This is a genomic window from Spirosoma daeguense, assembly GCF_054776875.1.
In genome coordinates this window covers 27,368-40,508 of sequence record NZ_BAAHBF010000006.1, presented here as the reverse complement: position 1 = coordinate 40,508, position 13,141 = coordinate 27,368, and the positions used below count along the sequence as shown (strand labels likewise).

Sequence of the window (13,141 nt, the reverse complement as noted above, 5' to 3'; positions counted from 1 at the left end):
TGGAATGAATAATGAACATAGCAAGAATGGTAAAATCGAATAAGAGTAGCCTGAAAGAAATCCTGAAGAAAAGACGCATAAGCCTCGCATTATTCATTTTCCATTTTCCATTATGCATTACGTCGCTTAGTGCCCAATCGCCATACGAACTACGTACCGGGCGGGAGCTGACATTGTTAGGAGTGGGTGCTGCTACGTTTGGCGCATCACTGGCGCTTGGCCACGCCATCGACCCGCTAACGCAGGCCGATATTAACGCGCTCAAACGTACTGATATTAATTCGTTCGATCAGAAAGCAACATTTCATTGGTCGAAAACGGCCGGTAAGCTCAGCGACGTAACGCTGGTCGGAACCATCGGCATTACTGGATTACTTACGCTGGGTACAAAACCAATGCGGCAGGATTTGAAAACTGTTGCTGTGATGTATGTAGAAACCATGTTGCTGACTAATGGAGTGAAAGGAATTGTAAAAGGTTTAACTCAACGCACGCGCCCGTTCGTTTACAATCCTGACGCGCCAATGGCTGAAAAGCTGGAACGTGACGCCCGGCAGTCGTTTTTTTCAGGGCACGCTTCGAATGCATTTGCTACTGCCGTTTTTACGGGTGAAGTGTTCCGTCATTATTTTCCGCATTCGAAACTAAAACCAGTGGTCTGGGTAGGTTCTTTAGGATTAGCCACCGCCACCGCCGTGCTACGTTATGAGGGTGGCCTACATTACCCTACCGATTTAATAGCCGGAGCGGCATTTGGTTCACTGGTGGGCTGGGGAATCCCAAAGTTGCACGAAGTAAAAAATCAGACAGCGTTAGGTCGCCGACTCGATATTCAGCCCTGGAGTAACGGATCAGCTAACGGAATCTATGTGCAACTGTCTGTGTTCTCGCGGTAAGTTTCTCCGCTTTTTACGAATCGCCTAGTAACGAAATCACGTAGCGATTCCTGTTTTCAACGATGACCAAAATTACCGATCACATTAAGGCTGCCAACGGCAAACCCATTTTCTCGATTGAAGTTATTCCGCCCATTAAAGGCGATAATCTGAAAAATCTGCTCGACAATATCGAGCCGTTGATGGAGTTCAAGCCACCGTTTATCGACGTAACGTATCACCGGGAAGAATACATCGAACGCCCGCTGCCTGATGGAACCATTCAGAAAATTGTGACGCGTAAACGACCCGGAACGGTCGGCATCTGTGCGGCTATCATGCACCGTTTCGGCGTCGATCCGGTGCCGCATGTCCTTTGTGGCGGATTTACGCGTGAAGAAACCGAAGATTTTCTGATTGATTTACATTATCTGGGCATCGACAATGCGCTCGTGCTACGTGGTGATCCTGCCAAGCCATTTACTACGTTTAAAGCCAAAGAAAATGGTTATTCCTATGCCAGTGAACTGGTAGAACAGGTGGCAAATATGAACCGGGGCGTTTATCTGCATGAAGAAGATACGGCACTGGCACCCAGTAATTTCTGTATTGGTGTAGCGGCTTACCCCGAAAAACATTTCGAAGCTGCCGATCATGATATTGATTTCGATTATTTGAAAAAGAAGGTTGAACTGGGTGCCGATTACATCGTAACACAGATGTTTTTCGACAACCAGAAATACCTGAATTTCGTAGCGAAGTGTCGTCAACACGGAATCACCGTTCCGATTATACCAGGCCTAAAACCATTAAGTACGCGTAAGCAATTACAAATTCTACCCAAGCTGTTCCATTTGGATATGCCTACCGATCTGGTAAAAGCAGTAGAAGCCTGCGAAAATGATCAGCAAGCCCGGCAGGTAGGGGTAGACTGGTGTATTCAGCAAGGCCGGGAATTAATAGCTGCCGGTGCGCCTGTGCTGCATTTCTACACCATGGGCAAAGCCGATAACGTAATGAAAATTGCCCGCGAATTGTTTTAATACAACTTGTCCGGTCGTATTACGTAACACGACCGGACAAGTTGTTGATTAATTGTGGTGAAAAAATTACTTAAATATCTTCCCAATAATATTTCCGATTTCAACGAAATCGCCATGATTGCTCACCGACCGCTGTTCAATAAATTCTTCATCGGTATCAGTATGCGGGAAAACAAGCAGGTAGTTTTTGTCGGTAAATTTTGAATTGAGCATGTCGGGAATAACCCGCATTTGCGGAAGATAAGAGGGCGTATCCCGCTTAGCCATTAACAGAATCAATCCCTCGTCATTGTTCAGCGATTTTGCTGCCCGTTCCATTTCGTGCCAATTTCGAATAGGGGTGAAGTCGGCCTCGATTGCAACTTTCCGGAGGATGTTCTGAAGTACGTCTAACGTAGCGATTTCGGCATAAAAGCTAAGTGTAGCCCCCGAATTGCGGGCAATGTTCCAGATACGTAGCAAGGCATGAAAGAAACCCGGCTCAGTATGCGATTTGGGGGGCAAGATCACAATATGTCTCTTTATGGTAGAGATGGGTTGAACAGCGTGATAAACCAGTACGTTGGCTGTATCATTTTGTAAATAACCATTGTATAAATTATAGACAAACGAAGGCGAAAAACCTTTACTGTTCTCAATTCCAACCAGCAAATCGGTAACTTTCTTTTCCTTGATTACATTGCTGATTCCGTTGATAACATCGTTATCGTAACGGGTTAGCGGATTAATGGCAACATCGGCTGCTGAAGCAATATGAACGGCATTATGCAGGATTTTCTCCGCATTTTTAACCGACGATTCTTTCTTTTCCTCATTAATCACATTCAGCGCAAAAAGGCGGTTGGTATTAGTTTTAGCCTTGATTATGAGCGAAAGATTTACCATTCGTTCTACAGTCTCGGCGTGGTTGACGGCCAGCAAAATGTTCTCTTCTTCCCGACTATTACCGGCAACCGTATCCTCGTGATCGGTTTCGGCAATCTTCTGGGCATTCGCCATCGACACAAACGATGACACGGTACAGGAAACCAGAATCATCAGAATGCTTCCGTTCAGTACGTGTTCGTTCAGAAGCCGCACAGGTTCACCCGCTTCATTCTCCGAAATAATGATGTTATAACCAACCAGAACGGCCGCTAACGTAGCAGCAGCCGATGCTGAACTAAGCCCGAAGATCAATCCGCCTTCTTCCTTCCGAAGTCTGAACGTTTTTTGTGTGGCAATGGCCGCCAGATATTTGGTGCCAATTGCGAGAATGGTCATCAAAGCGGCTACTTTAATGGTTTCAAGGCTTTTAAAGAAGACCGAAAAATCGATCAGCATACCTACACTAATCAGAAAAAAGGGAATGAAAATAGCGTTCCCCACAAACTCAACCCGATTCATGAGCGAGGATGTATGTGGAATCAACCGATTTAAAGCCAATCCGGCCAGAAAGGCACCAATAATGGCTTCGACACCTGCTAACTCCGCCAGCAGCGCTGCCAGATAAATCATGACGAGTACAAAAATGTACTGCGAGATTTTATCGTTTACTTTCTTGAAGAACCATCGGCCGATAATCGGGAAAACAAACAACACAATTAACCCGAAAACTAACACCGATCCCGACAATTTTATCCAGAACGCACTGCCTACATCGCCCTGAGCCATGCCTACCGAAACGGCCAGCACCAAAAGCGCCAGAATATCGGTAATCATGGTTCCGCCAACGGTTATGTTGACCGCGAGGTTTTTGCTTACGCCCAACTTACTGACCAGCGGATAGGCAATCAGGGTATGTGACGAAAACAAACTGGCAAACAGAATTGACGTCAATGGGGTGAAACCCAGCAAATAGTAAGCTCCCAGATAGCCTAATAGCAGCGGAATAGTAAACGTGTAAAGGCCAAAGGTGAGGCTCTTCCATTTATTCCGTTTAAAATCACCCATATCAATTTCCAGCCCGGCCAGAAACATGATATATAACAGCCCCGTTGTTCCTGTAACGACAATACTGCTATCGCGGGCGAGTATGTTGAAGCCATTAGGGCCAATAATTGCCCCGGCAATAATAAGCCCCAGCAAATGCGGAACTTTAATTTTATTGAGCAGAATAGGAGCTGCCAAAATGATAACCAACACTACCAGAAACTTTAAAACAGGGTCTTCAATTGGTAATGATAGGTTGTGAATACTCAGAATGATCATACTGGCTTACTCTTTGGCGTTGCGGCTTAATTCAACTGAAAACCGGGCAGTGCATTTGTTGTCGACCATTACGGTACGTGTCCCTTTTAATTTAGATGCCGAAATTTCATTCAGCAACACATTCATATTTACCTGTTTGGCGGCTGTTGAATCGGTCTTGTAACTGAGATTGATTTGATTATCGGCGTAGTTGGCCCCAAAAACCCGAACGAGTTTATTGTTATTGATCACTTTGGTTACCATCTGCGTTGAATCGCTGCTAAATTCCCATAAATCGGAACGCTGATCGCCAACGGCATAATCAGGGCAGTTCGATTCTATACAAATAACCTTACTATTCCACTGACCGGCAATTGACGAAGGCCAGGCGGCAACAATGGTAGTATCCTGCTTTATCATCAGGCTATCACGCATTTTCGTCAGGCTTTGGTAGTCAGCTTCTTTGAGCGCAAATTGCTTCTCTTTCTCTAATAAAGCCTGTTCTCTTTGTTCAAGTTGTTGCTCTCGTTCTTTGTCATGACAACCGACAAGCAGCAGTCCTGAACCAAGCAATAGGATCGCCACATAATTGGTCATAGTTGTAACATATTAAAGGATATAACTTGAGTAGGTTGGGTTAATATACAATTTTAGACAGATAATTAACCTGTAAAAATGCATAAAAAATTGAAAAAGTATGATTTTTATAGAATTTGGCTACACGATGTCATTAATACGTAACATAATGCACTACGTATTCATCAAGAGCGATAGTTGTGATCGAATTATTGAAACCACGTATACGTAGTAAGGTACACCAGAGCGCCTGCTACGTATCCGGCCAATGCCAGCCAGCTTATTTTGCGCAAGTACCAGCCGAATTCCAGCTTCTCCATACCCATAACAGCAACTCCGGCAGCAGAACCGATTACCAGTAAGCTACCGCCTGTTCCGGCGCAGTAGGCCAGAAATTCCCAGAGTTTGCTATCTACAGGATAGGTTTGAATGTCATACATACCCATGGCGGCCGCAACGATCGGTACGTTATCGACAACGGCCGAGAGCAACCCAATAAGCAAAACAATAAGGTCGAGATTGCCAACGGCCTGATTTAGAGAACCCGCTAATTGTCGTAGAATCCCGCTTACTTCCAGCGAACCTACCGCCAGCAGGATACCCAGAAAGAATAAAACGCTCGACGTATCGATTCGGCTGAGCGCGTATGAGGCTGTAAACTTCTGGCGTTCAGCTTCATCTTTATCGCTGTGAATGATTTCGGAAACAACCCAGATCACCCCTAACACCAGCATCATCCCCATATAAGGCGGAAGGTGTGTGGTTGTTTTGAAAAAGGGAACAAAGAGCATACCGCCTAATCCAACGGCCAGCATTATTCGACGATCACGGCGGGCTGCTGGAGTTACATAGGGCCGACTAATACCATGTTTAGCCGAAACCACTTCGGTCTGCGTTCCGGCTGGATAATAACGTGTAATTAAAAGCAACGGAACCAGCATCGCTACTAAACTCGGCAATAGCAATGTCCGAATGATATTAACGGTCGAAACCTGACCGCCAATCCAGAGCATGGTTGTTGTTACGTCGCCAATGGGTGACCAGGCTCCACCAGCATTCGCGGCAATGATAATCATACCCGCTACCACCTGTCGTTGTTCGGGATTGCGAATCAGTTTCCGGGCCACCGAAACCATCACAATCGACGTAGTAAGGTTGTCGAGTAAGGCCGACAGGAAAAAAGAAAGTAAACTGATAATCCAGAGAAGTGTGCGAATGTTTCTGCTGGCAATGCGGTCGGTTATTACGGTGAAGCCATCATGTACATCAATCAATTCGACGACGGTCATGGCCCCAAGGAGGAAAAATAGAATTTCGGACGTACTGGCCAGGTGTTCACCTAAATGATGTATAACTGACTCATGATCAGAACTAACCAGTATGTAGATAGTCCAGCATAAAACACCTGTTATTAACGCTGTTGCCGTTTTATTGACACGAATAGAGTGTTCGAGTGTAATGAGAACGTATCCAATAACAAAGCATGAGATAAGTAAAATGAGCATCAAGTGAATAATATCTGGTATAGATATAGAATAGCATTATGGTAGTTATTGTTCCCAATTAAACCGTTTTGGTGGTATGACGTATTCCATTTTTGCCTTAAAAACAACGTAGCGTTTCGTACTATGACCGGTTGATTGGCCATGAGTATGAAACGCTACGTTGTACTGAAATCAGGTCTATTAAGCCGCCAGATAATTGCCAATTCCGACAACAACTGTTGAGAGAACTACGGCCAGAATGCCCAGCGTAATGGTACGCATGGTGGCTTTGTTCGCGCCTTTCCACTCGTGCAGATAAAGCCCCCAGAGGCTACTGAATGCAATGATAAAAGCCATGTGAAGCGTCCAGCCCGAGAACTTGTATTCACCCATTTTGCTATCGCCCATGCCGTAAAAAAAGAACTGGAAATACCAGGTAAAACCAGCCAGCGCGCAGAAAACGATATTTGCCAGAACGGGCGTTGAAAAATTCGAATAATCAGTATAGGTGCGGTTGCGAATGTTGAGGAAAATCGTCCAGATCGAATTCGTAGTAAGACCGCCGAGGAGGATAATAACCAACGTAGCATTGTTCATGTAGAGCGGATCGGTACCGTTCTGCACCGCTATTTCGGCAATGGGTTGTCCGGCTGTCTGACCAAACGCAAAGCAGGCACTCATCACCCCCGAAAATATGGCCACCACCAGACCTTTCTTAATATCGAATTCAGCAATAACAGCCTTTTTTTCTTCTTCCGACAAGCTCCGTTCTTTCATCATACCCGCAATACCGCAGATAGCGATACCGACGACGCAGACGCCTACACCCGCTACCACAAACTGCCCGGATGTAGTGCGGATAAGCTCACCAAACTGACCATCCCAGATCGGCGGAACCAACGTACCGAAAACAGCGCATAAACCTAACGTAACGGCCATGCCCAGCGACAGACCGAGGTAGCGCATCGCCAGCCCGAAGGTTAAACCGCCAAAGCCCCACATTACCCCCCAGAAGTACACCCACCATTTGGTTTCGGAAGGGGCTTGTTCCAGCACGCCGAATAAGTTTGGTACGGTTAACGAACCCATGATCAGAGGGGCCGCTATCCAGGAAAACAGACCGCCGATGAACCAGTAACTTTCCCAGGCCCAGCCTTTAACTTTTTTATACGGCAAATAAAAACTGCCAGACGCGAACCCGCCCAGCGCATGAAGAACAACACCCCAGATTACAGCCACGGTTTTTAGTGATTTTTACAAATGTAAGTAGCGTACTATAGCTGAACTTACCTGTTCTCTCCTGTTAATTAGTCCTATTTACGGCCTTCTCGTTTTATGTTTACTACGAAGTGAAATTGACCGCATCAAATTTTTTAATTACAGGAGAGTACATGAAACAGGAGAATTCAAATTAAACGTACTTTGCTTAAAACAAGATTACAGATAGATACTACTTACTAAACTTTTATGAATACGACGCAAGCGTTCAACTACGTTAGCTATCTCTGGGATGAGCAAAAGGCGGCAGAACTCGCCGGCGACGAAGTAGCCCTGTTTATTTATCGGTCCAATCTACTCGGTGCCGACCTGCGCCTGACCAACTACGCGGGTGGTAATACGTCGGTTAAGCTGATGGAAACCAACCCGTTGACTGGTGAGCCCGTTGAAGTAATGTGGGTGAAAGGTTCGGGTGGCGATATTGGTACGCTGACCAAGAAAGGCTGCGCCAATCTCTACGTAGAGCGCCTGCATGCGCTGAAGAGCCGCTATCGTGGTCTGGAGTTTGAAGACGAAATGGTTGGCCTGTTCGATCATTGCCTCTTCGATCCTAAATGTGCTGCACCTTCTATCGATACGCCATTACACGGTCTATTACCTTATAAACATATCGATCACCTGCATCCAGATGCACTTATTGCTATTGCCGCCAGCAAAGATGGCGAAGCGATCATGCACGAAATCTGGGGCGATAAGATGGCCTGGGTTCCCTGGCAGCGTCCTGGTTTCGACCTTGGCTTACAACTGGAAGCGGCTATTCAGAAAAACCCAAATCTGCGTGGTATCATTCTGGGCGGTCACGGCCTGTTTACCTGGGGCGATACGTCGTATGAATCGTATATCAATACGCTGGAAGTGATTGAGCAGGCGTCGGAATACTTGCATCAGAATTTCGGTAAAAAACGGCCTGTTTTCGGTGGTGTTGCCCGCGAAAATACGGATGCAGATACACGTAAGAAACAAGCCGCAGCCCTGATGCCAACGCTACGTGGTATGGCGTCGAGCTACCGCCAGATGATCGGTCATTTTACCGACGATCCACGGGTGCTGGAGTTCGTTAACTCGAACGATCTGCCGCGTCTGGCCCGTCTTGGAACAAGCTGCCCTGACCACTTCCTGCGTACAAAAATTCGTCCGCTCGTACTTGATCCTGAGCAACTGGCTGGAGCCGATAGTGCGGCTTATCTGGAAAAAGCGTTCGAAGATTACCGGGCTGATTATGCCGCGTATTACGAGCGTTGCAAACACGACAACAGCCCCGCCATCCGTGACCCGAATCCCGTCGTATTTCTGTGGCCGGGTGTGGGTATGATTACGTTTGCCAAAGACAAACAGACGGCGCGGGTAGCGGCTGAGTTTTATACCAACGCCATCAACGTAATGAAAGGCGCTGAAGCCGTTTCTGACTACGTTGGTTTGCCCGAACAGGAAGCGTTCGATATTGAATACTGGTTGCTGGAAGAAGCAAAACTTTCGCGGATGCCAAAACCAAAACCACTCTCTGGTAAAATCGCCCTGATTACGGGTAGTGCCGGTGGAATTGGTAAAGCTATTGCCAAGAAATTCCTGTCAGAAGGTGCCGTGGTTGTGATCAACGACAACGATGCTGACCGGCTGGCTGGCGCTAAAGACGAATTTCTGAAGCAGTATGGCAAAGATGCTTACGCTGCCGACCAACTGGACGTAACAAAAGGGGACACGATTTCTGCTACGTTCGATACGGCGGTGCTGGCGTTCGGTGGTGTAGATATTATTGTGAACTGTGCCGGGTTGAGCATTTCAAAACCTATTGAAGAGCATACCGAGAAAGATTGGGATCTGCTGTATGACGTACTGGTGAAAGGTCAGTTCCTCGTCACACAGAAAGGTGTTGAGATTATGCGGAAGCAGAAACTGGGTGGCGACGTAATCAATATCGTCAGCAAAAATGCACTTGTTTCTGGTCCAAATAACGCTGGTTATGGCTCGGCTAAAGCCGCTCAGCTACACCTAAGCCGTCTGAATGCGGCTGAATTGGGCAAAGATCACATCCGGGTGAACGTAGTGAATCCGGACGCAGTTATTTCCGATTCGAAAATCTGGGCAGGTGCCTGGGCCGAAGGCCGTGCCAAAGCGTATGGCATTACGGTTGCCGAACTGCCTGGCTACTACGCCAAGCGGACATTGCTGAACGAAATTATTCTTCCCGAAGATATCGCCAATGCCTGTCTGGCCTGTGTAAACGGTCTGCTGGCTAAATCGACCGGAAACGTACTGAACGTAGACGGTGGCGTTGCTATGGCGTTTGTGCGGTAGAATTTAATGTATAGTGATGATGTACAATGTGTAATGGTAATAATGCAATATAAATAGAAGCATTATTCATTATGCGTTGTACATTATTCATTAATCTAATCCCTTATGCAAATCCAAACTGAACATATAGCCGATTATAACCAGTCTCAACTGGAAGGGCATCAACGGAAACTGTCGTACTGGACAAATGAAGTTGCTAAGGCTGAGCCAATTATTCAGAAATTAATTGATTTTCAGGTTGCTATTCCAAGTTGGGCGTTAGGAACGGGCGGCACTCGTTTTGGTCGTTTTCCGGGCGGTGGCGAACCGCGTTCGCTGGAAGAGAAAATTTCTGATGTGGGTCTGCTTCATGCACTCAACCGGGCCAGTGGCGCAATTTCGCTACACATTCCGTGGGATATTCCGACAGATGCGGAAGCTATCAAACAATTGGCTGCCAGTCACGGACTTCGGTTCGACGCTGTTAATTCCAATACGTTTCAGGATCAACCCAGCCAAGCTTTAAGCTATAAATTTGGTTCGCTGCAACATACCGATGCGGCTGTTCGGCAACAGGCCATCGACCACAATATTGAGGTGATACGTCATGGTATTGCCTTGGGATCGGATGCCTTGACGGTCTGGTTATCAGATGGTTCCTGTTTTCCGGGTCAGCTAAATTTCCGGAAAGCTTTCGACCGTACGCTGGCGAGTCTGGAGGAAATCTATGCTGCCTTGCCCGACGACTGGAAAATCTTTGTCGAATACAAAGCATTTGAGCCGAATTTCTATTCGATGACCGTTGGTGATTGGGGAAGTAGTTTCCTGTATGCCAGCAAACTGGGTCCGAAAGCCTACACACTGGTCGATTTGGGACACCACCTGCCAAATGCCAACATCGAACAGATTGTGGCGATTCTCCTCCATCAGGGTAAACTCGGCGGATTCCATTTCAACGACTCCAAATACGGCGACGACGATTTAACTGTAGGTAGCATTCGTCCTTATCAGCTATTCCTGATTTTCACCGAATTAGTCGACGGTATGGATGCACGTGGCATGAATCACGCCAAAGATCTGGGTTGGATGATCGACGCCAGTCACAACGTAAAAGACCCGCTCGAAGATTTGCTTCAATCGGTCGAAGCGATTCAACTAGCTTATGCTCAGGCTTTACTGGTTGATCGGGATGCGCTTGAAGAAGCACGCGAAGCCAACGATCCGGTTCGGGCGCAGGAAATTCTTCAGGATGCTTTCCGTACAGATGTTCGACCATTGGTTGCCGAAGCACGTCGTCGGGCAGGAGGCTCCTTGAATCCACTTGGTCTTTATCGGCAACAGGGTATTCGCCAGCAACTCATCGGCGAACGCGGTGCCAAAACTTTCGCTACGGGACTGTAAAGAAGTGATAAGTGATGAACGATAAGTGATGAGTTTGCTGACGCATTCTATAACTATTGGCGTCAGCAAACTCATCACTTATCGTTCATCACTTATCGTTTATAATTCATCACACATGAACGTTGTTGCAATTTTCGACATCGGTAAGACCAATAAAAAGCTGTTTCTTTTTGATGAACAGTATCGGATTGTCTGGGAAAAATCAGAGCAGTTTGATGAAATTCCCGATGAAGATGGGGACTTATGCGAAGATGTGAACCTGCTACGTAGCTGGGTCACTACGTCGTTGGCTGATGTGCTACGTATGCCTGAGTTCACCGTAAAGGCTGTTAACTTTTCTACGTATGGAGCTTCGCTGGTTTATATTGACAAAGATGGGGAGCCGCTGGGACAGTTGTATAATTACCTTAAAGCGTATCCCGCTACGTTGTCGAATCAGTTTTTCACTACGTATGGCTCTGAAGTTGATATAACCCGTCAAACGGCGTCGCCCTCGTTGGGAAGTCTGAACTCAGGTCTTCAGCTTTATCGGATTAAATACGAACAACCGGAGCTACTGGCTAAAATGGCTCATGCGTTGCACCTACCACAATACGTAAGCTATCTGATCAGTAAGTGGCCCGTTTCGGATATGACCAGCATCGGTTGTCATACCATGCTCTGGGATTTCGATCAGCAACGTTATCATAAGTGGGTTACGGATGAACAACTCGATAAAAAATTAGCACCGATCGTTCCGTCTGATTCGGTAAAGTCGGTGACTGTAGATGAGTCATCGGTGTTGGTAGGAGTAGGGTTGCACGATAGCTCATCGGCACTGATTCCCTATCTGGCTTCGTTTCTGGAACCGTTTGTGCTCATTTCGACGGGTACGTGGTGCGTAAGTATGAATCCGTTTAACAATCGACCGCTAACGCCCGAAGAGTTGCAATACGACTGCCTGAACTACATGCATTACAAAGGGCAGCCGGTGAAGTCGGCTCGGTTGTTTGCGGGTTATGAGCACGAGCAACAGGTAAAACGACTGGCTGAACATTTTGAGGTACCAATTGACCAATACAAACGAGTCCCTTACATACCTTCCGTGATTGAGCGGTTGCGTCAGCGGGTCAGTCAGGTAACCACCGGAGCAGATGCTAAAGGAAATCAGTTGCTGTCGATGAAGGGTTCATTGTTTGGTCAGCGTAATCTGGCTGATTTTGAGGATTATACCGAAGCCTATCACCAGCTCATGCTCGACATTGTTGCTCAACAATTGATTTCGACGAATCTAGTATTGGCAGGCTCGCCAGTAAAACGAATCTTCGTTGATGGCGGCTTTGGTAAAAACCCGATTTACATGAATCTGCTGGCACTGGCTTTCCCCGATATTGAAGTGTATGCCGCATCGGTAGCGCAGGCTTCGGCATTAGGAGCCGCTTTAGCGATCCACAAAGACTGGAATCCAAATCCATTACCGGGTGATTGTGTAGACCTTAAAAAATACACTTCGTCTGTAACTACACATTGATACGCTTCAGATTACTGATTGGCTCGAACTTGTTTGCTTGAGCCTTTACAGCCAGATGAAATGCATCTCATCTGTCCTCAAATTCTGGGATTAATTTGTGCTGTTACGTTTGTTGCACAAGCCCAATTTTAAGGATTATGGCTCCTTACAACATGAAACAGTAATACGTTGGCCAGACGTAGCAACAAAAGTATACCTGACTGAACCCTTATAAATATGGAAGAAATCGCATTTACAATGAAGCTGAAACCGGGGGTCGAGGCTGAATACCAGCGTCGCCACGACGAGATCTGGCCCGAACTAGCTGCTACGTTGAAAGACGCGGGCATACGCGATTACTCGATTTATCTTGACCGCCCCACCGGAACACTTTTTGCTGTTCAGAAACGAATTCCCGAACACACCGCCGATACGTTGCCCGAATTGCCAATTATGCAGAAATGGTGGGCACACATGGCCGATTTAATGGAAACATACCCCGATAATTCACCTGTAGCGATACGTCTGGAGCGGGTGTTTCATATGGATTAG

10 protein-coding genes are annotated in these 13,141 nt (G+C 46.7%); 6 read left to right on the top strand and 4 right to left on the bottom strand.

Annotated features, from left to right (window positions below; genetic code table 11):
* Positions 1 to 26: 26 nt before the first annotated feature.
* On the top strand, positions 27 to 896 hold the full coding sequence (locus ACYVD4_RS19545) for a phosphatase PAP2 family protein (RefSeq protein ID WP_460948645.1): 870 nt from the start codon (positions 27 to 29) through the stop codon (positions 894 to 896).
* Between the two features lie 62 nt (positions 897 to 958).
* Positions 959 to 1,918, top strand: coding sequence for a methylenetetrahydrofolate reductase [NAD(P)H] (gene metF / locus ACYVD4_RS19540; protein WP_460948644.1), 960 nt, complete (start codon positions 959 to 961; stop codon positions 1,916 to 1,918).
* A gap of 66 nt (positions 1,919 to 1,984) precedes the next feature.
* Here metF and ACYVD4_RS19535 read toward each other — a convergent pair whose 3' ends face one another.
* The 4 genes from ACYVD4_RS19535 to rhaT form a co-directional block, all read right to left on the bottom strand.
* The gene (locus tag ACYVD4_RS19535) at positions 1,985 to 4,108 is read right to left on the bottom strand and encodes a cation:proton antiporter domain-containing protein (RefSeq protein ID WP_460948643.1); all 2,124 of its coding nucleotides are present in this window, start codon (positions 4,106 to 4,108) and stop codon (positions 1,985 to 1,987) included.
* 6 nt (positions 4,109 to 4,114) lie between these two features.
* Positions 4,115 to 4,684 carry a hypothetical protein gene (locus tag ACYVD4_RS19530; RefSeq protein ID WP_460948642.1) on the bottom strand — a complete coding sequence of 190 codons (570 nt, stop codon included), beginning with the start codon at positions 4,682 to 4,684 and terminating at the stop codon, positions 4,115 to 4,117.
* 188 nt (positions 4,685 to 4,872) lie between these two features.
* Positions 4,873 to 6,168: a sodium:proton antiporter NhaD gene (gene nhaD, locus ACYVD4_RS19525; protein ID WP_460948641.1), complete on the bottom strand. Its 1,296-nt coding sequence runs from the start codon at positions 6,166 to 6,168 to the stop codon at positions 4,873 to 4,875.
* A 180-nt stretch (positions 6,169 to 6,348) separates the two neighbouring features.
* Positions 6,349 to 7,386: an L-rhamnose/proton symporter RhaT gene (rhaT, locus tag ACYVD4_RS19520; protein ID WP_460948640.1), complete on the bottom strand. Its 1,038-nt coding sequence runs from the start codon at positions 7,384 to 7,386 to the stop codon at positions 6,349 to 6,351.
* Positions 7,387 to 7,614: 228 nt separating this feature from the next.
* Between rhaT and ACYVD4_RS19515 the strand changes: the two genes are divergently transcribed.
* From ACYVD4_RS19515 to rhaM, 4 genes are all read left to right on the top strand, one after another.
* Positions 7,615 to 9,720 (top strand): bifunctional aldolase/short-chain dehydrogenase, encoded by a 2,106-nt coding sequence (locus ACYVD4_RS19515; protein ID WP_460948639.1) that lies wholly within the window; start codon positions 7,615 to 7,617, stop codon positions 9,718 to 9,720.
* Between the two features lie 105 nt (positions 9,721 to 9,825).
* Positions 9,826 to 11,100, top strand: coding sequence for a TIM barrel protein (locus ACYVD4_RS19510; protein WP_460948638.1), 1,275 nt, complete (start codon positions 9,826 to 9,828; stop codon positions 11,098 to 11,100).
* A gap of 115 nt (positions 11,101 to 11,215) precedes the next feature.
* Positions 11,216 to 12,610, top strand: coding sequence for an FGGY-family carbohydrate kinase (locus ACYVD4_RS19505; RefSeq protein ID WP_460948637.1), 1,395 nt, complete (start codon positions 11,216 to 11,218; stop codon positions 12,608 to 12,610).
* Positions 12,611 to 12,826: 216 nt separating this feature from the next.
* A complete protein-coding gene (rhaM, locus tag ACYVD4_RS19500; RefSeq protein WP_460948636.1) occupies positions 12,827 to 13,141 on the top strand; it encodes an L-rhamnose mutarotase in 315 nt (104 codons plus the stop codon).

Coding starts and splice junctions, on each gene's coding strand:
- ACYVD4_RS19510 (WP_460948638.1), top strand. CDS start 9,826: ATGCAAATCCAAACTGAACATATAGCCGATTATAACCAGTCTCAACTG.
- ACYVD4_RS19505 (WP_460948637.1), top strand. CDS start 11,216: ATGAACGTTGTTGCAATTTTCGACATCGGTAAGACCAATAAAAAGCTG.
- ACYVD4_RS19515 (WP_460948639.1), top strand. CDS start 7,615: ATGAATACGACGCAAGCGTTCAACTACGTTAGCTATCTCTGGGATGAG.
- nhaD (WP_460948641.1), bottom strand. CDS start 6,168: ATGCTCATTTTACTTATCTCATGCTTTGTTATTGGATACGTTCTCATT.
- ACYVD4_RS19545 (WP_460948645.1), top strand. CDS start 27: ATGGTAAAATCGAATAAGAGTAGCCTGAAAGAAATCCTGAAGAAAAGA.
- metF (WP_460948644.1), top strand. CDS start 959: ATGACCAAAATTACCGATCACATTAAGGCTGCCAACGGCAAACCCATT.
- ACYVD4_RS19535 (WP_460948643.1), bottom strand. CDS start 4,108: ATGATCATTCTGAGTATTCACAACCTATCATTACCAATTGAAGACCCT.
- rhaM (WP_460948636.1), top strand. CDS start 12,827: ATGGAAGAAATCGCATTTACAATGAAGCTGAAACCGGGGGTCGAGGCT.
- ACYVD4_RS19530 (WP_460948642.1), bottom strand. CDS start 4,684: ATGACCAATTATGTGGCGATCCTATTGCTTGGTTCAGGACTGCTGCTT.